At 67.6% G+C, this 20460-nt stretch carries 19 protein-coding genes; 15 read left to right on the top strand and 4 right to left on the bottom strand.

Annotation, left to right across the window (positions count from 1 at the left end):
* The first annotated feature begins 132 nt into the window (after positions 1–132).
* From JOF55_RS09115 to JOF55_RS09150, 8 genes are all read left to right on the top strand, one after another.
* Positions 133–810, top strand: coding sequence for a copper chaperone PCu(A)C domain-containing protein (locus JOF55_RS09115; RefSeq protein WP_310272487.1), 678 nt, complete (start codon positions 133–135; stop codon positions 808–810).
* 124 nt (positions 811–934) lie between these two features.
* The gene (gene radA / locus JOF55_RS09120; RefSeq protein WP_310272488.1) at positions 935–2323 is read left to right on the top strand and encodes a DNA repair protein RadA; all 1389 of its coding nucleotides are present in this window, start codon (positions 935–937) and stop codon (positions 2321–2323) included.
* Positions 2324–2397: 74 nt separating this feature from the next.
* Positions 2398–3477 (top strand): DNA integrity scanning diadenylate cyclase DisA, encoded by a 1080-nt coding sequence (gene disA, locus JOF55_RS09125; protein WP_310272491.1) that lies wholly within the window; start codon positions 2398–2400, stop codon positions 3475–3477.
* Between the two features lie 124 nt (positions 3478–3601).
* On the top strand, positions 3602–4576 hold the full coding sequence (locus tag JOF55_RS09130; RefSeq protein WP_310272493.1) for an iron-sulfur binding domain-containing protein: 975 nt from the start codon (positions 3602–3604) through the stop codon (positions 4574–4576).
* Positions 4577–4589: 13 nt separating this feature from the next.
* Positions 4590–5123 carry a 2'-5' RNA ligase family protein gene (locus JOF55_RS09135; RefSeq protein ID WP_310272496.1) on the top strand — a complete coding sequence of 178 codons (534 nt, stop codon included), beginning with the start codon at positions 4590–4592 and terminating at the stop codon, positions 5121–5123.
* 124 nt (positions 5124–5247) lie between these two features.
* Complete coding sequence (locus JOF55_RS09140; protein ID WP_310272498.1) at positions 5248–6066, top strand: ATP-binding cassette domain-containing protein; 819 nt, start codon at positions 5248–5250, stop codon at positions 6064–6066.
* Positions 6063–8000, top strand: a complete 1938-nt coding sequence (locus JOF55_RS09145) for a YhgE/Pip family protein (RefSeq protein WP_310272500.1) — start codon at positions 6063–6065, stop codon at positions 7998–8000. The genes JOF55_RS09140 and JOF55_RS09145 overlap by 4 nt, the downstream gene beginning before the upstream one ends.
* Positions 8001–8046: 46 nt before the next feature.
* Entirely contained in the window at positions 8047–8355 is a 309-nt protein-coding gene (locus JOF55_RS09150; RefSeq protein ID WP_310272502.1) for an antibiotic biosynthesis monooxygenase family protein, read from the top strand.
* Between the two features lie 106 nt (positions 8356–8461).
* On the opposite strand, the gene JOF55_RS09155 is transcribed toward JOF55_RS09150, so the two are convergent.
* Positions 8462–9625, bottom strand: a complete 1164-nt coding sequence (locus JOF55_RS09155; RefSeq protein ID WP_310272504.1) for an endonuclease/exonuclease/phosphatase family protein — start codon at positions 9623–9625, stop codon at positions 8462–8464.
* A gap of 13 nt (positions 9626–9638) precedes the next feature.
* Between JOF55_RS09155 and JOF55_RS09160 the strand changes: the two genes are divergently transcribed.
* Both JOF55_RS09160 and JOF55_RS09165 read left to right on the top strand, forming a co-directional pair.
* Positions 9639–10613, top strand: coding sequence for an ATP-binding cassette domain-containing protein (locus JOF55_RS09160; protein WP_310272507.1), 975 nt, complete (start codon positions 9639–9641; stop codon positions 10611–10613).
* On the top strand, positions 10610–11443 hold the full coding sequence (locus tag JOF55_RS09165) for an ABC transporter permease (RefSeq protein ID WP_310272509.1): 834 nt from the start codon (positions 10610–10612) through the stop codon (positions 11441–11443). The genes JOF55_RS09160 and JOF55_RS09165 overlap by 4 nt, the downstream gene beginning before the upstream one ends.
* A 139-nt stretch (positions 11444–11582) precedes the next feature.
* Here the strand turns inward: JOF55_RS09165 and JOF55_RS09170 are convergent, their stop codons facing one another.
* Both JOF55_RS09170 and JOF55_RS09175 read right to left on the bottom strand, forming a co-directional pair.
* Positions 11583–13226, bottom strand: coding sequence for an SLC13 family permease (locus JOF55_RS09170; protein WP_310272511.1), 1644 nt, complete (start codon positions 13224–13226; stop codon positions 11583–11585).
* A gap of 236 nt (positions 13227–13462) precedes the next feature.
* Complete coding sequence (locus tag JOF55_RS09175) at positions 13463–16831, bottom strand: AfsR/SARP family transcriptional regulator (RefSeq protein ID WP_310272513.1); 3369 nt, start codon at positions 16829–16831, stop codon at positions 13463–13465.
* Between the two features lie 90 nt (positions 16832–16921).
* Here JOF55_RS09175 and JOF55_RS09180 point away from each other — a divergent pair, with 90 nt between their 5' ends.
* On the top strand, positions 16922–17701 hold the full coding sequence (locus JOF55_RS09180; protein ID WP_310272515.1) for a DedA family protein: 780 nt from the start codon (positions 16922–16924) through the stop codon (positions 17699–17701).
* A 47-nt stretch (positions 17702–17748) separates the two neighbouring features.
* Here the strand turns inward: JOF55_RS09180 and JOF55_RS09185 are convergent, their stop codons facing one another.
* Positions 17749–17961 carry a hypothetical protein gene (locus JOF55_RS09185; protein ID WP_310272517.1) on the bottom strand — a complete coding sequence of 71 codons (213 nt, stop codon included), beginning with the start codon at positions 17959–17961 and terminating at the stop codon, positions 17749–17751.
* A gap of 149 nt (positions 17962–18110) precedes the next feature.
* Here JOF55_RS09185 and JOF55_RS09190 point away from each other — a divergent pair, with 149 nt between their 5' ends.
* The 4 genes from JOF55_RS09190 (at position 18111) to JOF55_RS09205 (ending at position 20410) form a co-directional block, all read left to right on the top strand.
* On the top strand, positions 18111–18974 hold the full coding sequence (locus JOF55_RS09190; RefSeq protein ID WP_310272520.1) for a helix-turn-helix domain-containing protein: 864 nt from the start codon (positions 18111–18113) through the stop codon (positions 18972–18974).
* Positions 18974–19153, top strand: coding sequence for a DUF397 domain-containing protein (locus JOF55_RS09195; protein WP_310272522.1), 180 nt, complete (start codon positions 18974–18976; stop codon positions 19151–19153). Before JOF55_RS09190 ends, JOF55_RS09195 begins: the two co-directional genes overlap by 1 nt.
* 89 nt (positions 19154–19242) lie before the next feature.
* Positions 19243–20013 carry an EndoU domain-containing protein gene (locus tag JOF55_RS09200; RefSeq protein ID WP_310272524.1) on the top strand — a complete coding sequence of 257 codons (771 nt, stop codon included), beginning with the start codon at positions 19243–19245 and terminating at the stop codon, positions 20011–20013.
* On the top strand, positions 20003–20410 hold the full coding sequence (locus tag JOF55_RS09205) for a hypothetical protein (RefSeq protein ID WP_310272526.1): 408 nt from the start codon (positions 20003–20005) through the stop codon (positions 20408–20410). The genes JOF55_RS09200 and JOF55_RS09205 overlap by 11 nt, the downstream gene beginning before the upstream one ends.
* Positions 20411–20460 lie beyond the last annotated feature (50 nt).

Here is a 20460-nt window from a genome sequence, read left to right on the forward strand (position 1 = left end):
CACTGTGGACATGGTTTCGCGTTCGCCCGAGGAGTGGGCGAACGGACGGCACCAGGGGCGCAGCGCGGGTATACGAGTGGAACCATTAGGCTCATGGCCGGTTGTCCGGCAATCAGGAAGGACACTGCAACCGTGAGCCGCCCACAGCACAGCAAGGCAGGTCGCCTGCGGTTGGCACCAGTCGCAATCGCGCTCGGCGCCACCGTTGCACTCACCGGCTGCGCCGCCGGTCAGCAGGCAGAGACCTCCGAGGAGAACGCCGCCATCTTCGGCGAAAACGCCGAAGTCAGGAACATGGCCGTCCGCGACGCCACCTTCACCTTCCCCGAGGGGGAGCCGGTCTACCCGGCAGGTGCCACGGCCCCGATCGACGTCGTCCTGGTCAACGAGCAGGCTCTCCGGTCCGACCGCCTGCTGAGCGTCAGCAGCCCCTATGCCGATTCCGGTCGCGTCACCGGCACGACCGTCATTCCCGGCGGGACCAGGCTGTACTCCGATGGTGTGCCACCCGGCGCCTCGCCGCAGCCACCGACTCCACCGGACAAGGCCGCGAGCGGGCCTGCCGACCCGGAGCCGGTCGGCCCGGTGCAACGCCCGCAGGTCAACATCGCTCTGGTCGGCCTCACCCAGGCCATCCGTCCCGGTGTGACCGTCCCGGTCACCTTCACCTTCGAGCAGGCCGGTTCGGTAACGGTGCAGGTACCGATCGGTCCCACCGCGGAACCACGCCCCGGACACGGCAGCCCCAATGTCGCCGGGCAGGCCCAGGGTGGGAGCGAGAGCCACGGTGGGGGCCAGGGCCACGGGTGAGCTCCCCACCGTTCCCACGGCCCCACCGTTCCCACGGCTGAGGCCCGGCGCCGGAGCTGCCGACACGCGCGACGGTAGGACCACCACGGCCACCGATGTCACCGTCAACGGATAGCCTCGCGCCGTGCCTCAGAAGAATGCCCGCACCACACGATCGGCGAACCGGCCCGGCTACCGCTGCACCGAGTGTGGCCACGAGGTCGCCAAGTGGGTCGGCAAATGCCCCGGTTGCCAGGCATGGAACACGGTCGAGGAAGCCGCACCGGCCCGCCCGGCGCTGTCCAAGGTCTCCGCGGGTGCTCCCACCACTCCGGCGCGCCCGATCGCCGAGGTGGATCTGGACTCCGCGCGGGCGGTCTCCACCGGCATCGACGAGCTCGACCGCGTCCTGGGCGGCGGAATCGTGCCCGGAGCGGTCGCCCTGCTCGCCGGTGAGCCGGGCGTGGGCAAATCGACCTTGCTGCTGGAAGTCGCGCACCGCTGGGCTGCAGGCGGATCCGGAGGACCGTCGCTGTACGTGACCGGCGAGGAGTCGGCGGGACAGGTTCGGCTGCGTGCCGAGCGGACCGATTCGCTGCATTCCGAGCTGTATCTCGCGGCGGAAAGCGACCTGCCCTCGGTGCTCGGCCACGTCGACACCGTCGGCCCCGGCCTGCTGATCGTCGACTCGGTGCAGACCGTGCAGTCCACCGAGGTCGAGGGGAGTCCTGGCGGGGTCGCCCAGGTGCGAGCCATCACCACCGCACTGGTGGCGCTGGCCAAGGAGCGCGGGCTCCCGGTGGTGCTCGTCGGCCACGTGACCAAGGACGGTGCGGTGGCCGGCCCGCGCGCACTCGAGCACATCGTGGACGTGGTGCTGCAGTTCGAGGGCGACCGGCATTCGACACTGCGCATGTTGCGCGGCGTCAAGAACCGCTTCGGTCCCGCCGACGAGGTCGGCTGCTTCGAGCAGGGCGACGAGGGCATTGTCGAGGTCACCGATCCGTCCGGCCTGTTCGTCAACCGCCAGGAAACCCAGGTGCCCGGCACCGCCGTGACGGTCATGGTGGAGGGCAAGCGTCCGTTGCTGGCCGAGGTGCAAGCTCTCGTGACCCCGACGCAGATGACCATGCCCCGTCGCGCGGTCAGCGGGTTGGACTCGGCCAGGGTGTCGATGATGCTCGCCGTCCTGGACAAACGCGGCAATATCACCACCGGTGACCAGGAAGTGTTCGCGGCGACCGTGGGAGGTATGAAGGTCACCGAACCCGCTGCGGATCTCGCGGTCGCGCTGGCCGTGGCCTCCTCCAAAATGAATCTGCCGCTACCGTCGAACCTGATCACGGTCGGTGAGGTCGGCCTGGCAGGCGAGATCCGCCGGGTCAACGCCGTCGGCCGCAGGCTCACCGAGGCCGCGCGGCTCGGTTTCGACCGAGCCCTGGTGCCACCGGACTCCGGCCCTGTCCCCCAGGGCATTCGGGCCACCGAGGTGCCCGACCTCCGCTCGGCGCTGCGGGCGCTCCGTGGACAGTAACCGGGCTGGGTGACAACCGGGCGACGGCTCGGCGCCCCACCGCGCCGAGCCGGCTGGAATCTCCTGGAGGGAGTATGAGCGAACGGGTGCACCCCGAGAAGTTGCGAGCCACACTGGCGTGGCTGGCTCCGGGGACCGCGCTGCGGGACGCTCTCGAACGCATCCTGCGTGGACGCACCGGTGCGCTGATCGTGCTCGGCTACGACGAAACGGTCGAGTCTCTGTGCGACGGGGGCTTCCCGCTCGATGTCGAGTTCAGCGCCACTCGGCTACGAGAATTGTCCAAGATGGACGGCGCCGTCGTACTGTCCACCGAGGCGAGCCATATCGTTCGGGCCAACGTGCAGCTCGTGCCCGATTCGCGTATTCCCACCGACGAGTCCGGCACCCGGCACCGTTCCGCCGAGCGCACCGCGATCCACACGGGGCATCCGGTGGTGTCGGTCAGCCAGTCGATGAGTATCGCCAGCGTCTACATCGAAGGGCACCGGCACGTGCTGACCGGATCGCCGGATCTGCTCTCCCGCGCGAACCAGGCGCTGGCCACGCTCGGCCGCTATACCGCGCGGCTGTCCGAAGTGACGCAGACGCTCTCGGCACTGGAGATCGAGGACTACGTGACGCTGCGAGACGTCATGATCGTGGTGCAGCGGCTGGAGATGGTGCGCCGGATCGCCGACGAGATCGAGGGCTACGTCGTGGAGCTCGGCGTGGACGGGCGCCTGATCGAGCTTCAACTCGACGAACTGGTGGGTGGCATCGCCGTGGATCGCGAGTTGATCGTGCAGGAGTACCTGCCGACCGGCGGCGGGATGCCCACGGGAGATCAGGTCGCCGCGGCGCTGGACACGCTGGACAGCACCGATCTGTTGGATCTCACCACGATCGCGAAGTCGTTCGGGTACCCGGAGGGCGCGGAAGTTCTGGAGCAACACCTCGCCCCTCGCGGGTACCGACTGCTCGCACGGGTCCCGCGACTGCCTGCCACAGTACGCAGGCAACTGGTCGAGCACTTCGGCTCCCTGCAGAACCTGCTGGCGGCCACTGCCGATGATCTGTGCGCGCTCGACACGATCGGCGAGCCCCGTGCGCGGCTCGTCCGGGAGGGACTGGCACGCCTGGCCGAATCGTCCATCGCGGAGCATTACGTCTAGCGAGCTGACGAATCCACGAACCGACTTCACGATCCGCACTGATTGGATAAAATTGCAGTTTCGCGCGAAACTGCAAACCCACCTGCACCGTCGCATGGCCGTGCCTGGCAGGATCGGCGATGTCATGACAACCGATTCCTCCCAGCCCGGTGATTCCTCCCAGCCCGGTGATTCCTCCCAGCCCGGTGACTCCTCCCAGCCCGGCACTCGGTCTCCCGCCGGATCGGCCCTGAAGCCCGTCGAGCTCACGAGCTGGTTCGACACGCATGCCCGCGACCTGCCCTGGCGTGCCACCGGCACGACCGGCTGGGGGGTACTGGTCAGCGAGACGATGTTGCAGCAGACACCGGTGCGCCGGGTCCAGCCGATCTGGGAGGAATGGATGGCCCGCTGGCCGCGGCCGTCCGACCTGGCCGCGGCCAGTCAGGCCGAGGTCCTGCGCGCCTGGGGCAAGCTCGGCTACCCGCGCCGCGCGCTGCGCCTGCACGAAGCCGCCTCCGCCATCGCCACCGAGCACGGTGATGTCGTCCCGGCAGATGTGGATACATTGCTCGGCCTGCCCGGCATCGGCACCTACACCGCTCGCGCGGTGGCCGCCTTCGCCTACGGCAGACGCGCACCGGTTGTCGACACCAACGTGCGCCGCGTGGTCGCACGTGCGGTACACGGCGCGGGCGACGCGGGCAATCCGTCGCCGAAGCGCGATCTCGCCGACGTCGACGCACTGTTGCCCGCCGACGACACGACCGCGGCGAAGATGTCGGCCGCACTGATGGAACTCGGGCAAACCGTGTGCACCGTGCGCTCACCCGCCTGCGAGTCCTGCCCGATCTCGCACGACTGCGCGTGGCAGCATGCCGGGCGCCCGGCCTATTCGGGCCCGCCGAAGAAGGTGCAGCGGTTCGCCGGTACGGATCGCCAGGTGCGAGGTCTGCTGCTCGACGTGCTCCGTGGTGCCGAGGGACCGGTGGCACGGGAACGACTGGACGCCGTGTGGAGCGATGCGGGCCAGCGTGACCAGTGCCTGGACTCCCTGCTGACGGACGGACTGATGGAGCAGACCCAGGACGGCCTCTTCGCCCTCCCCGGCGAGTCCTAGAGGTCACATTCGCATGGCGCAGGCACTGGAGCTGTTCTTCGACGCGGAGGCCGATGCGGCGGTGCGGGTGCTGTGGCAGCGGTTGGACGATGCGGGAGTGCCGAGCATGGCCACCCGTACACACCAGCGGCATCGCCCGCACGTGACCCTCGCGATGGGAGCGACGATTCCGCCCTCGGCGCGCCGGGCTCTGGCTGCCGATCTCGGGACGTTGTCCATCCCGGACCTGTGGCTGTACACGCTGGGGACTTTTCCCGGCGAGGACTCGGTCCTGCTGCTGAGCGCGATCACCGACACCGAGCTACTCGCCGTGCATTCCGCCGCGCACGACGCACTGGCCGGAAAGGTCACCCAACCGTCCGCGTACCACCTCCCCGGAGCGTGGGTACCGCACTGCACGCTCGCGCAAGGCATCACGCGGGACGAACTCTCGGCGGGATTCGCCGTCCTGCACCCGGCCGAACCGATTCGCGCGACGGTCACCGAGGTCGGTATCACCGACACCCGCACCGGCGAGGTCGAGGTGCTGATCAGCACTCGCGAGTGATCTTCTCCGGTGGCAGCGCCCCGTGCCCCCCCCCCCCCCCCCGGGGGCCGGTGCCCCCTCAAGTTGCCCGGATACCCGTGAAGGGCCACGTTGGATCAGCAGCCGATCCACGCGAGGGGGCCGGATGAACGTCGATGGGGCCAGCATCATCGCACGCGGCATCACCGCCCGAGGCCCGGAAGGCACGGTATTCGAGAACGTGCACGCCCACGTCCACCCCGGCGATCTCGCTGCTGTGGTCGGTCCTTCCGGGACCGGCAGAACCTCGCTCCTGCTGGCTCTGTCCGGGCGTCTGCGGCTGATCGCCGGCCATCTGACCGTCTCCGGTCATGTCCTGCCCGCGCAGGCCAAGGCAGTGCGCCGCCTGGTGGCTCCGGCTCGGCTGCGTCCCGGATTCGAGCTGGAACAACACATGACGGTCCGGGAAACGATCACCGAACGACGGATCACCACAGGTTTCACCCGGGAGAGCCTCGAGGAGGCCTTCGCGCTGGTCGACATCGCCCCGAAACCCGACGCGCTCGTCCACGAGCTGCACCCGGGTGAACAGTTGCTACTGGCGGTCTCGCTCGGTGCCGCCGCAGGTCCTGCCTGCCTGGTCGTCGACGATGTCGAACTCGGCCTGCCACAGGCGGCGCGCAACCGTGTCTGGACCGCCCTGCGGGCGGTGACCTGGACCGGTATGACCGTCGTGGCCTGCTCACCGGACCCACCCGGCCCCGATCCCGGCACAACGGTGATCCGATTGCCTGCCGAGGAAACCACCGAGCCGCTTCCCCGCGCGTGGCGAGCCATCGACAACGACGAGGGGGCATCGACCGAACAGTTCACGGTGGTCGACGCCATCCCACCCGATACACACACCACCTCCGGGGAGACCACGTCGACTTTCGACGAATGGGCGGACGAGCCGGATTCCGAACAGGGCGAAGATCCGCGATGAAGGCGATCAAACTGGCTCTGCTGGAGCTGCGCCGCTTCCGTGGTCGCCCGCTGCGCCGCCTGGCACCCGTCGTGCTTGCACTGATCCCGCTGCTGTACGGCTCGCTGTGGCTGTGGTCGAACTGGGACCCCTACGGCAGCCTGCACGAGGTGCCGGTGGCCGTGGTCAACTCCGACCGACCGGTCACCGACAGCGGACGCTACATCAACGCGGGGGAACAGTTCGTACAACAGCTCAAGACCACCGAACTGTTCGACTGGCACTTCGTGGACCCCGCCGAAGCCAGGAGCGGCCTGCGCGAAGGACGCTACTACTTCACGATCACGGTGCCCGCGAATTTCAGTGCCAACCTGGCAGGCGCGACACGAGCGGCGCCGGAACGCGCGACGCTGCGGATCGTCAAGAACGACGCCAATGGCTACCTCGCCGGGATCATGGCCGACACCGCACGAGCCGAGCTGCAAAACCAGGTCGACTCCGCCGCGCACGCCGCCTATGCCCGGGCTCTTTACGGCAAGGTGGACGCCATCCGGGAGAAACTGCAACTCGCCTCCGACACGGCGGACCGACTGGTCCGGGACAGCGAACTCAACGATCGGAGCATCGAGGGACTCACCGAGGGGCTGACGGGGATGCGGGACAGCTCTCGCCGGATTTCCGAGGGAGTGCAGCGGATCGCCGATACGGCCGCGCAGCTCGACAATCGACTCAACACGCTCGCCTCCACCGGGCAACAGCTCCCCGATACCGCCAATGCCCTGGTCAACGCCACCAACACCGCTGTGACCAGGATGAGCACGGTCAACACCGCTGCCGGGTTCCTCGCCGACCGCGCCACCGACAACATCACCGGGCTGGATGCGCTCGGACGCAGACACCCGGAGCTCACCCGGGATCCCACGTACCAGCGGGTCCTCGACGATGCCCGGGCGCTGGCCGATACGGCCGCCACGGTCGAAAGCGACACGCAGCGCGCGCTGAGCACCACCCGACAGGCCAATACCCGGGCGGTGGAGCTGCAGGACAGCATCGGGTCACTGCAGAGCGGCATCCGCACGGCCACTGTCCGGGTCGGTTCCCTGCACGGCGGAACCTCCCAGCTCGCGAGCGGTGCACAGGCACTGACCAGTGGACTCGACGCGCTGGTCGGCAACAGCGAGGTACTGGGAACCGGCGCCGCACAGCTCACCGACGGCGCACGGAAGCTGTCCGGACTGCTCGACGACGGCCTTGCCGAGATCCCTCCGACCGAGCCGACACGAGTGGCCCAGGCAGCCGAGGTGCTCGGATCCCCGACTTCGATCAGCGATCGCAACCTCCATCCCGCCCACGTCTACGGGCGCGGCCTCGCCCCACTCTGGATCGCCATCACCCTGTGGGTGTTCGGGCTGCTGGCATATCCGCTGTTCAAGCCCGTCAACCTGCGCGCGCTGGCCGGGAGGAACAGTGCCGTGACCATCGCACTCGCCGGGTGGCTTCCGGTTGCCGTGCTCGGTGTCCTCGGTGCGCTCGTCCTGCTGACCGTTGTCGACGTCGGCCTGGGACTCGATCCGCAGCGCCTGTGGGCCACGGTGGGTCTGCTGGCCCTGGCAACGGCCGCTTTCGTGGCCATGAACCACTTCCTGCGCGCCTGGCTGGGCTCAGCGGGTGGCTTCCTGGCACTGGTGTTGCTGATCGTGCAGATCACGGCCTCTGGTGGGCTGTATCCGGTGGAGACCACGCCGATACCGTTCCAGGCCATCCATCCGTTCCTGCCCATGACCTACCTCGTGGACGGTTTACGCATCACGATCTCGGGCGGCCTCACCGAGCATCTCCTCCGTGACGTGGCCGTGCTGGGTGGGTCCCTCGTCGCATCCCTGGTGTTGACGAGTCTGGTCGTGTGGCGGCGGCGCGTCTGGACCGTCCGACTTCTGCATCCCCAGGTCGAGTGACGATCGCCGCGCACCCCGATCCGCACAGTGTGGGTAGGCTGATGCCATGTCGGTTGTGAAGATCAATGCGATCGAGGTGCCGGAAGGCAAGGGCGAGGAGCTGGAGAAGCGATTCGGCCAGCGGCACGGCGCGGTGGACAACGCACCGGGTTTCCTCGGCTTCGAGCTCCTGCGCCCGGTCAACGGCGAGAACCGGTATTTCGTCTACACGCGTTGGGAAACCGAAGAGGACTTCCAGAACTGGGCCAAGGGGCCTGCCAAGGAAGCCCACGCCCAGGAGAACCAGCAGCCGGTCTCGAGCGGTGCCAGCCTGATGGAGTTCGAGGTCGTCCTGGAGTCCCGGCCCGGGCAGTGAGCTCTCCGGAGGCCGTCCCGGCATCGGCCAGGTCCCGGGGCGGCCCGATCCCCGGACTGCCGAGGCCCTACAACGTTCCCGGCACACCGGCACACCGGCATCCCGATCACCGGGGCACGATCAGATGGGCCAGGACGGCACGGTGATCGGTGCCCCGCACCGAAAGCGCACGGTATCCGCGGATATCGATCCCCCCGCTGACCAGCACATGATCGATCGTCACCCCGGGCACGTACGGCCGCCCACGCATCGGCCAGGTCGGTCGCAGGCCGTTGCCGGTGACCTCGGCGGCATCCTCGTAACCCCTTCCGAGCAGGTTACGCAACGGGCTGTGATCGAGAGTCGCGTTGAAATCCCCGGCCAGCACCCGCGCCGGATTCTTCCGGCTGTCGGTGGGCTGGGGCAAGGCGGCGATCTCCGCCTGCCACGTGGATGTCGTGCCCGCTCCCACCGGGATGGTCGGGTGCACGGCCACGATCTCCATGTCCCGCGGCCCCGGCAGGTCCACCAGCGCGGACGGTTGACTCATGGTGGTCGTGCGTACCAACGACAGTTCGCGCAGCGGGTACCGGGAGGCGAGGCCCGCGCCGACCGTATCCGGCCGAACCTCGAGGACCCGATGCGGCAGCACCTTCGCCAAGCCGGCCTCGTCCAGCGCTGTGGCCAGTCGTGGCGTCAACTCCTGCATACTGAGCACGTCGACGCCATGGCGCCGTACCAGCTCCACGATCCGATCGGGGTCGGCTTCGCCGAAGTACGTGTTCACCGAGAGCACCGTGACCGGCACCCCACGCACCGGTGTCGGCTCGTCGGGAATCGCTCGCGGAGCCACCAAGACGACGAGGACGGCGGTGACCAGACCGACCACCAGGGTCGTCAGCCACCTGCGCAGCAACAGCGCCAGCACGAAGATCACCGCTCCCGTCGGCACCGCGTACTGGGTGAGGGCGACCAGGGCGGCGGTGAGGCGGTGGGAGTCGAAACCGGCCGGCCGCAGCGACGCCCACCCGAGGAAGAGGACCGCCAACAACAGAAGCAGGGTCGTGACCACACCGCCTCCAGGGGGGCCACGCCGCCGCACCCGTTCCGGAACGACCTCGTCGGTCTCCGATACCCCGGCTGTCTCGTCCATGCCCACCGTCCCCTCGGTCCACTCCGCGACCACGCTACCCAGCCACCGCCGCAGAGCCGTGTAAGCCGCGTCACCACCGCTGTCAGCGCACTGTGCGCGCCCTGTCAGCACTCTGCCCGATGGTGATGGCAGAACCATCGAGGGAGGCTGCATGTCGTTCGCGGTCCAGGCACAGGGCCTGGTCAAACGTTTCGGATCGACAACCGCGCTGGACGGAGTCGATCTCGCCGCGCCCACCGGCTCGATCCTGGGGGTGCTCGGACCCAACGGCGCGGGCAAGACGACGTCGGTACGCATTCTGGCCACACTGCTGCGGCCCGACGCCGGGCAGGCCACGGTGGCGGGCTACGACGTGCTGCGTCAGCCCGTCGCCGTGCGCAGCCGCATCGGATTGACCGGGCAGTACGCTTCGGTGGACGAGGAGTTGACCGGGGCGGAGAACCTGCTGCTCATCGGGCGTCTGCTTGAGATGTCGCGGCGCAGCGCGAAGGCACGCGGAGCGGAGTTGCTGCAGCGTTTCGGCCTCACCGATGCCGGCGACAGGGCGATCAAGACGTATTCCGGCGGAATGCGACGCAGGCTGGACCTGGCGGCCAGCCTGATGGGCCGCCCCGAGGTGCTGTATCTCGACGAGCCCACCACCGGATTGGACCCGCGCAGCCGTAACCAGGTGTGGGACATGGTGCGCACGCTGACCGACGAGGGCGTCACCGTGCTGTTGACCACCCAGTACCTGGAGGAGGCAGATCAGCTCGCCGACCGGATCAGCGTGATCGACCACGGCCGGGTCGTGGCCGAGGGACGTGCCGACGAGCTCAAGCGCCGCACCGGCGGGCAGACCCTGCAGGTCCGGCCCAGCGAACCGGACCAGGTCGCCGAGGTGGGCCGGGTCCTGGCCGAGCTCACCGACACACAACCGACCACCAACACCGAAACCGGGTTGTTGACGGTGCCGGTCGACGATCCGGTGCTCATGTCGGCGCTGGTGCGCCGCCTCGACGACGCGGGCATTACCGCCGACGAGCTCTCGCTGCGGCTGCCCAGTCTGGACGAGGCGTTCCTGGCGATCACCGGCAAGGCAGGCACCGATCCGGCGGACACGACCGAGGAGGACACCGCAGCATGAGCACCACGACAGTCGAGCGCCCCTCGGGCACACCGCCGACTCCGGCGGCGGCCGCGCCGGAGCACATCGGGCCGATACGCACACTCAAGCACGGGTTGACACTGGCCGGACGCAGCATCCTCAAGATCCGCAAGTCACCGGAAGGGCTGCTCGACGTCACCCTGCAGCCCATCCTGTTCCTGTTCATGTTCGTCTACATCTTCGGTGGGGCCATCTCCGGGGACACCGGGGCCTACCTGCAGCGCACACTGCCCGGAGTGATGGCGATGAACATGGTCTTCGGAAGCCTCGGCACCGGAATGCAGCTCAACAACGACATCACCAAGGGCGTGTTCGACCGGTTCCGCAGCCTGCCGGTGGCCCGGTCGGCACCGCTGATCGGGGCCGTGCTCGGTGACGTCGTCCGCTATCTCGTCTCGATCGTGGTCCTGCTGGTCGTCGCCACGCTCATGGGTTTCCGGATCCAAACCGGGCCGGTCTCCACCGTGCTGGCGATCGTGCTCGTGATGGCCTTCGCGCTGTGCATGTGCTGGATCTCGGTGCTGCTCGGCATGTTGGTCAAAAGCCAGCAGGCGCTGCCGGGCGTGGCGATGGCGTTCATGTTCCCGCTGACCATGGGCAGTAATGTGTTCGTCCCGACCGAGACCATGCCCGGTTGGCTGCAGACCTGGGTCGGTATCAACCCCGTGTCCGAACTCGCCGACACCGCACGCGGGCTGATGATCGGCGGTCCGGTGGCCGGATCACTGATGACGACGCTGATCTGGATGGTGGCGATCGTGGCGGTATTCTTCCCGCTGGCCCTGTGGGCCTATCGTCGTCGAGTCTGAGCACTCGGGCACTGAGCACTTGGGCACTGAGCACTCGGGCACTGCACAGGCACCCAGCGGCCTCAACCCCGGCCTCTCCCGCGTCGGGGGCGGGAGAGGCCGGGGTTGGGCAATTTCGCGCGAAATTGCCCAACCCCACTCAGCTCAGGGCGATCCCCAACGCCCAAGCACCCAGGGTGTAGACGGCCAGGGGGATCAGCACGACCGCCGTGAGGTTGAGCCACCACCCGGCCTTGACCATCTGTGGAATGGTCACGTGCCCGGAGCCGAACACGATCGCGTTCGGCGGGGTGGCCACCGGCAGCATGAACGCACAGGTCGCCGCCACGGCCGCGGGCACCACCAGCAGCAGCACGTCGACATCGAGCCCGATCGCCACCCCGGCCAGGATGGGCAGGAAGGTCGCAGCCGTGGCGGTATTGCTGGTCATCTCGGTCAGGAAGATCACCGCGATGACGGCGACCAGCACCAACACCAGGGAGGGGACACCACCCAGTGCGCCCACCTGCCTGCCGATGAAGGCGTCCAGTCCGGTCTCGCCGATCGCCGAAGCCAGCGACAGACCACCGCCGAACAGCAGCAGTACGCCCCACGGCAGCTTCGCCGCCGAGGTCCAGTCGAGCGTGAACACGCCGCTCCGGGCGTCGAGGGGGATCGCGAACAGCACCAGGGCGGCGATGATGGCGATCCCGGCGTCGGACAGGTTCGCCAGCGCGGGCACGAGGTTCGACAGCGGTTCGCGCGCGATCCACGCCACTGCCGTGCAGATGAAGACGATCCCCACGACCCGCTCACCCCTGCTCATCGGGCCCAGCTTGGCCAGTTCACCGCGAAACAGCTCCCGGCCGCCGGGGATGTCGGTCATCGTCGTCGGGTAGACGACCTTGGTCAGCAGCACCCAGGCGATCACCATGAGCACGACCGCCAGCGGCAGGCCGAACAGCATCCACTGTCCGAAGCCGATCTCGATGCCGTAGGTCTCGGACAGGAATCCGGCCATGAACAGGTTGGGGGGCGTCCCGATCAAAGTGGCCAGCGAACCGATGCTCGCCGCGTAGGCGATCGCCAGCATCAGGCACGTGGCGAAGTTCGCCACGCCGGGGTCGGAGACCTTCTCCACGGCGTCGGTGACGTGCTCCTCCTCGGCGGCCTGTTCACTGCCGCGCACGCGTTCGAAGACCAGGGTCAGCACCGACAGGCCGATCGGCAGCATCACCACGGTGGTGGCGGTGTTGCTCACCCACATGGACAGGAACCCGGTGGCCAGCATGAAGCCACCGACCACGCGGACCGGTTTGGTGCCAACGGCCAGCACGGTGCGCAGGGCGATCCTGCGGTGCAGACCCCAGCGCTGCATCGCCAACGCGAGCATGAACCCGCCCATGAACAGGAAGACGATGTCGTTGGCGTAGGGAGCGGTTGCTCCCTCGATGTCGGTGGCCCCCAGCAGGGGGAACAGCGCGATCGGCAGCAAGGCGGTGGCAGCCAGCGGCAGCGCCTCGGTCACCCACCAGACCGCCATCAGCGCCCCCACAGCGGCCACCCCACGAGCCGCGTCACCGACCCCGCCTTCGCCTCCGGGCAGCAGGAAGTACACCACGACGGCGAGCACCGGCCCGAGGAAGCGGCCGATCCACGCCCGCCGCGATACGCGTGCGTGCTCTTCGACCTCGCCGCTCTCGGGAGTGGCGAGGCGACGGGTACCGGTGCGCTCCTCCGGTGTGCCCTGCGGGGAGTTCCCGCTCCTGTCCTCGGCGTCGTCGTCCCTGCGACTCTCGTCCATGGTGGTCGATACCCCGACAATCGATCCGGTGTGCTGGCGATCCGGTGTGCTGGCGATCCGGTGTGCTGGCGATCCGGTGTGCTGGCGATCCGGTGTGCTGGCGATCCGGTGTGCTGGTTCGACTCTCCTCCACCCGGCCCGGAATCGCAGGCAACGCGGAAGGAATCGATCGGTGAACGAGCCGGACAGTAATCGATCACGGCCGGATGTCAACGCCCCTGCCGAGTGGACGTCGCTCAGCCGCCCCGGAGGATGCGGGCAAGTTCCGCGTGTGCCTGTTCGCCTGCCAGAGCGGAGCCGTTGTCGAAGGCACGTCGGTACACCTTCGGATCCAGGGCGGTGTCGAGCTCGGCGAGCATCGCGCGAACCTCGGGATCACCGTTGTCCAGCATCCCGCGCATCGCCACGGCCAGGCCGAGTGCATGGGCCGCCCGCTCGGCCTCACCGGAAGCGGACAACAGCCGAGCGGACTGTTCGGCCAGCATCGCCGCGAGCGGCATGTCACCGATTCCGCTGTCCACCTCCACGGCCGTGGCGAGCCGCTCGCGCGCCGCACCGAACCGCTTCTCGTCCAACCGCAACCGCGCCTCGAAGGCCAGCAGCAGCTGCCGCAGCGGCTGCGGTGCGAGCCACGTCTCGTCCATCGCCGAGTGGGCCCGCCGCAGGTTCTCGTGTGCCGAATCGAGGTCCCCACCGATCCGGGCGATTTCGGCGAGTCCGCACCATACGGTGACCCGGTGGTACGGAAACGAGGTATTCGCGATCTCGCCGGCCTCGACCAGATCCTGCCGGGCCCCGTCGAGATCGCCCGCCCGAACCTTTTCCATTCCGGTCCGTGCCAGCAGGGGAACCAGCTCCTCGGTGGAACGCAACTGCCGAATCGAGGCCACCGCCTTGCCGAGTACCTCGATCGCACCGGCATGATCGCCCCGCAAGGACCGGAACCCGGCCAGGCTGGTCATGGTCTGGGCGACTCCCCAGCGGTCGCCGACCTCCTCGAACGCCTCCGCCGCAGCCCGCGCGTGGTGCTCGCCACCGGCCGGATCACCACTGCGCTCGGCGCTGACGGCACGTGCGTAGAGGCCGGCCGCGTGCACCCACGGATCCGGGTGCTCCAAGGCTCGCTGCACGCTGCGTTCGGCCTCGCCCGGGCCTGCGGACAGCAGCCATGCCATCGGTTCCATGATCGCGACATAGCGGTAACGGCTCATCGCGTCGGCCTCGCGCACCCGGGCCGCAGCTCGGCGCAGTTCGCTCGCCCACTCCGGCGAGTCGCTGAAAAAGCCCCGCATCAGGTCGACGACCGCTCGGCTCTCGGGTGGTGCCTGCCCGGACAGTGCCATCACCTCGTTCAGGCGGGTGATGACCTCGGTGTGCTGGGCGGTCAGCGACCAGTACCACCCCAGCGCGGCGGCGAACCGGACACTGCGTGCGGCGTCACCGGAGGCGATGGCCCAGTGCAGCGCGGCCAGGATGTTGTCGTGTTCGGTGTCGAGTCGCTTGATCCACTCCACCTGATCGCCCAGGTGAATCCGGCTTCCGCCGGTTTCCGCGAGGTCCAGGAAATGCTCCGCATGGGCGAGTCGCGTTTCGGAATGCTCACCTGCTTCGTCGAGCCGCTCGGCACAGTAGGCGCGCACCGTCTCCAGCATCCGATAGCGCATACCGCGCTCGTTCTCGACCGCCTCCACCAGTGACTTTTCCACCAGCGATGCGAGTACGTAGACGACCTCGTCGGCCGCCGGATCGTCATCGGCGCACACGGCACCGATCGTCTCCGCGTCCACGGCACCGGCGAACACCGACAGCCTCCTGGCCAGTGCCCGTTCCGGCTCGTCGAGCAACTCCCAGCTCCACTCCACCACCGCTCGCAGCGTGCGGTGCCGGGGCATGGACGTCCGGTTTCCGCTGGTCAACAGTCGGAACCGGTCATCGAGGCGATCTGCGACCTGCCGCGCGCTCATCGCCCGCAGACGTGCGGCGGCGAGTTCGATCGCCAAGGGCATCCCGTCCAGGCGACGACAGATCTCCACCACGTCCTCGGTGTTGTGCTCGGTGAGCGCAAAACCGGGGCGCACAGCCGTCGCCCGCTCGACGAAGAGGCGCACGGCAGCGGCCTTGTCGGCCTCTCCGCCGGTGTCCGGAAGCCCCAGTGGTCCCACCGGAAGCACTTTCTCGCCGAGCAGCGCCAGTGGTTCCCGGCTGGTGGCCAGCACGCGCAACTCCGGGCACCGCGACACCAGCTCCTGGACCAGCCCGGCGGATGCCGAGACCACATGCTCGCAGTTGTCCAGCACCAGCAGGGTCGGCTCGGACGAGAGAGCGTCGACCAGCCGTGCGATCGCATCCGTGATCGTGGGCTGTGATTCCAGGAGCCGTGCCTCCCGGAGACCGAGCGCGCCGAGGACCGTCGAGGGAAGGCCGTGTTCGTCCCGGACGGGTGCGAGCTCCACGAACAGGACGCGGAGACCTTCGACGTCCGCCGCGCTCTCGGTCGCCAGGCGGGTCTTGCCCGCACCCCCGGGACCGAACAGGGTCACCAGCCTGGAGTGCCGCAGGGCCTGCCGGGCCTGCTCGATTTCGGATTCACGCCCGATGAAACTGCTCAGGCGGCTCGGCACTCCGTGCGCGGATACGGCACGGGGCTCCCACCCGGCACGGGGACGAGAGTGCTGCGGGGCGCTCTGCGGGGAGGTTTGCGAGGTCGCCGCGGAATCTCCGCGCAGGACAGCAAGGTGCAGTTCCCGCAACTGCCGCGAGGGGTCCACGCCGAGCTCCTCGGCGAGCCGGTGGCGCAGGTCGTCGTAGGCGGTGAGCGCGTCGGCCTGTCGACCGCAGGCGGCCAGCGCGCGGATACGCAGCGCCGTGAAACGTTCCCGCAGCGGATGCCGCGCACAGAGGGCGTCGAGTTCGGGGACGAGCGTCTGGTTGTGCCCGAGCCCCAGGTCGGCGTCGATGCGGTCCTCCAGCGCCGAGAGCCGTAACTCCTCGAGCCGGACCGAAGTCGCCTCGGCGAACGGCGCCTCGGTGAAGTCGACCAGCGCGCTGCCCCGCCACAGGTCCAGGGATTCGCGCAGAGCGGTGGCGGCTGCCTTCGTCTCGCCCTTGCCCAGCAGGCGGTGCCCCTCGGTGGCGAGCCGCTCGAAGTGGTGCATGTCGATCTCGTCGGACCGCACCGCCAGCGCATATCCGGCTCCATCGGAGCGCAGAGCCGGTCCCGCCTTCGCGGGAAGGGCACGGCGCGCCCGGGAGACCAGCGACTGCAATGCGTTGAGTGCCCGTGCGGGCCGGTCACCGCTCCACAGATCCTCGATGAGCACCTCGGTGGGAACGGTGCGATCGGGTTCCAGGGCGAGCCGGGCCAGCAGCATCCGCACCCGTTGACCGCCGATCGGTACCGGACTGTGGTCGTCACCGGTATGCAGCTGGAACGGGCCCAGCACCCGCATCAACACGGCAGCCCCGTCAGCACAGCAACTCCATCGGCACAGCAGTCCCTCGGCACGCCCACCAGCTTCGCAGAGACCACTGTCAATACGCTTGGCATTTGTCGGCTCGCCGGAGGCGGAGACTCCGGCCATGACGAAGGTCACCGCCTGCGACACCGCCCGTGCTCCGGGAATGCAATCATGGAAGCATCGAGCCCTATCCCGGCCGTGCCGGCCTGACCGACAATTCTGGATGTATCCGCGTATATGGATGTCACGACTGCGGCAGCCGCTTCCGAACCCACGGGGTTCGCGGCCCGGGTGATCGCCGTCATGGAGGCCCTGGGCGGGCCCGGAGCAGGCCTGATCATCGCACTGGAGAACCTGTTCCCGCCGCTGCCCAGCGAAGTCGTTCTACCGCTGGCCGGATACACGGCGAGCCGAGGAACCATGACGCTGTGGGGCGCGGTCCTCTGGACCACGCTGGGCTCGCTCGTCGGCGCGCTGGTGCTGTACTACGTGGGAGCATGGCTCGGGCGGGACCGCACCCGCGCCATCGCCGTGAGGATCCCGCTGGTGAAGGTCGCCGACATCGATCGGACCGAGGCCTGGTTCGCCGAGCACGGCGTCAAGGCGGTCTTCTTCGGCCGGATGATTCCGATGTTCCGGAGTTTCATCTCCCTTCCCGCCGGGATCGAGCGGATGCCGCTGACGACGTTCGTCCTGTTCACCACTCTCGGCAGCCTGATCTGGAACAGCGCGTTCGTGCTGGCGGGCTACACGCTCGGCGCGAAGTGGTACATCGTCGAGCGCTACGCGGGTTTCTTCTCCAAGGCCGTCCTCGCCGCTGTGGTGCTGGCAGTGGTCTACTTCGTCGCCGTACGGCTGATCCGACGGCGCAGCAACCGGCAGCAAGGCCACGACCGGCAGGGATACGACCAACAGGGCCACGACGGCACCGACTCCGACGACACACCGACACAGGAGTTAGGGGCCACCACGGCAGTGCTCGACGCACCGACGGTGGAGTTCCGGCGCATTCGGTGAGGGGCTTTGTCGAGCTGTACCGGCAAAAGCCCCACGACCGGGCGGCTTCAGGAAAGTCGCGCTTCGAGTTCGACATCGGCGGCTCTGACCGCCTCGGCCAGCGACGCGAACGCCTTCGGCGTGCAGTTCAGCACCAGGTCACCACCACCTCGAAAGGTCAACGTCACCTCGTCATCGACGCCTTCGAAGCCGTGCGTGACATGCACATTCTCCGAAAGGTCCACCCACGTCTGCGTCTCCACCGACTGCCCTCGATACATCGTCCGCCTCCTGTTCAGGGCCACGCCCCACCTCGGTACAGTGATTATTGAAGGTCTTCCTAAGCCTTATATGAGGCTTAATTGATAAGCTAAGCCTCATATTTCCCTTATGCATTACCCTCATCGGGTGATCTCTTGGAGGAGGTTCCGTGGGTTACGGCCGACAGACGGTCGAGCGCCGTCAGCTCGGGCTCACACTCAGACGCCTCCGCGAGGAGGCCGGACTCACCCAGGCCGAAGCGGCTCGGTCCATCGGCCGCAACGCGGCACGCATCAGCCAGGTCGAGACCGCCAAAGGCTCCCTCAGCACTGAAGAATTGACCAGCCTGCTCGATCGATACGGCGTTCCCGAGGCCGACCGCGAGACAGTACTTGCTCTGGGCACCCAAACGCGCAAACGCCAACGCGGCCGCACTTACACCGACCTGCTGCCCCAATCCTTCGAGCGTCTGGCCGATCTCCAAGCCGATGCGAAAGCGGTCGGCTTTTATGACACAGGTATCGTCCCCGGCTTGGCACAGTCACAGGACTACGTACGCGCGGTGATCTCAGCCTGCGATGGTATTTGGTGGGACCCCTCCGAAGACGAAATTGAACGCCGCGTCGAGTTCCGCCTCGAACAGCAACGACGGGTCTTCGAAGCCGAGCCGCCAAAGTCGATCGAGTTCGTTCTGACCGAAACAGCTCTCGACCAGGTGGTCGGCAACACGGCTGTACTACGCGGACAGATACTGCACCTGCTCCAGCTCAGCGAGCGCCCCAACATCAGTGTTCAGGTAATGGACAACAACGTGCCGAACAACCCGATACTCGGTGGCGGACTCATCACACTCGACTTCGGTGACTCAGCGCCCAGGATTGCGTTCGCCGCTTCTCACGGACCAGCTACCTATCACGATCAGGATGAGGACACACGTCCTATGTTCCGCGCTTTCGAACAAGTGCGAGAGTTGTCGTTGGCCCCGAATGACTCCACGGAACTTCTCCTGACGAAGCTGAAGGAGCTGCACTGATGAACTACGACACCGGATGGTTCAAGAGTACCCGCAGCTCCGGATCCAGCAATGCCTGCGTCGAAGTGCGCTTGACCGACCGCGTGGTATCCGTCCGCGATTCCAAGGACCCCCACGGGGGTCAGCTCGCCGTGAGTCCCCGCACCTGGAGCGCCTTCCTGCGCATCCTCAAAGACTGACGCCACAAGATCACCCGTTCGGGTACTGGTGCTGATCGTCGTGATCGGTGATCCTGATCGGCTCGGATCACCACGGCGGAAGGAACAGGGTGTCGATCGCGGACATCCAACACGGTCTCCACCAGGCCATACACGCACTACCTCACGAGGAACTCCACACCGCGCAAGCCTTACTCGACCAGTCGGTCACCACCCTCGCCGAAGCCGCCCGAGGCAGCGACGACGCCACTCTCGACGATGCCCTCGCAGAGTGGAAACAGTGCCGCGAGGAACTCCTTCGCATCAGCGACCTGTGCAAGCAGGTGCACAAGGCCTGCAACAACTACCTCACCAGCATCGGTGCCACTCCCACCGGCACCGCAGCCCTGCCTGAACCGGCTCCGCCGAAGCCCGAATCCCCCACTCGACCCCTCCACCCCCACTTGGACGAACACGTCTTTCGAGGCCACGTCCGCTACAAGAAATTCACCGGCTACCACTCCCGCCCCGGCGGCACCGACACCGGAGAGATCCAAGTCGGTGAACCCGAACCGCCCGATTCGGCAGGCTGCTACCGAGCCCCTGCCACAGCCACCACACGAAACGGAGAGGTCAATACCAGGACCAAGACGTTCTTTCCCGACCACTGGACGGCAGGTGAAGTCCGCCGAGCCATCCGCACCGCTTTCGCCAACCGCCGCCGAGTCCACTACGAAGACGGAACTGTCATGCCGAACTACTGGCAAGGAATCCATCGGGGCGTCATCATCGAAGGCATGGTCTTCCCCGGTACGGATTTCGACACCGCCACCCTCGATGAGGTCGGCACTGCCTACCCCATTCCCGGTGATCCTCAGAAGGGACCGGACCATGACTGTTGACACCGGATCCCTCGTGCGCTTCGGACGCAACGAACGCGACCACATCACCGTCCACGTCCCCGAAAGCCACCGGCCAGTACTCGACGTCCTTCGCGATCTGCCGATCTGGGCCTGGCCAGAAATTCTCCATCACTCCTACCACCCCACCGATGAGGAATGGGATACCGGAGGCAACGTTTACGGCATCACCATCAACCGTCGCGGCGTCACCATCGAGAACGAGGTCTTCGATATTACCCTGGCCACCATCCCGCACGGGGACTTCATCACCATCGTCGAGGGCTACCTGGCCGAACTCGACCGCTGGTACACCGAACACGGCATCCCCACCGAACAACGCCGCGACCTCTACCACCCCACCGAAAACCCCACCGGCAAGCCCTACCACCAACACTGAACGAAGAGCCTCCCGCGCAAAACCCGCCACAAGCGGAAAGCCCCCGCACC

Origin of the sequence: Haloactinomyces albus, assembly GCF_031458135.1 — a bacterium.
Lineage (GTDB): Bacteria > Actinomycetota > Actinomycetes > Mycobacteriales > Pseudonocardiaceae > Haloactinomyces > Haloactinomyces albus.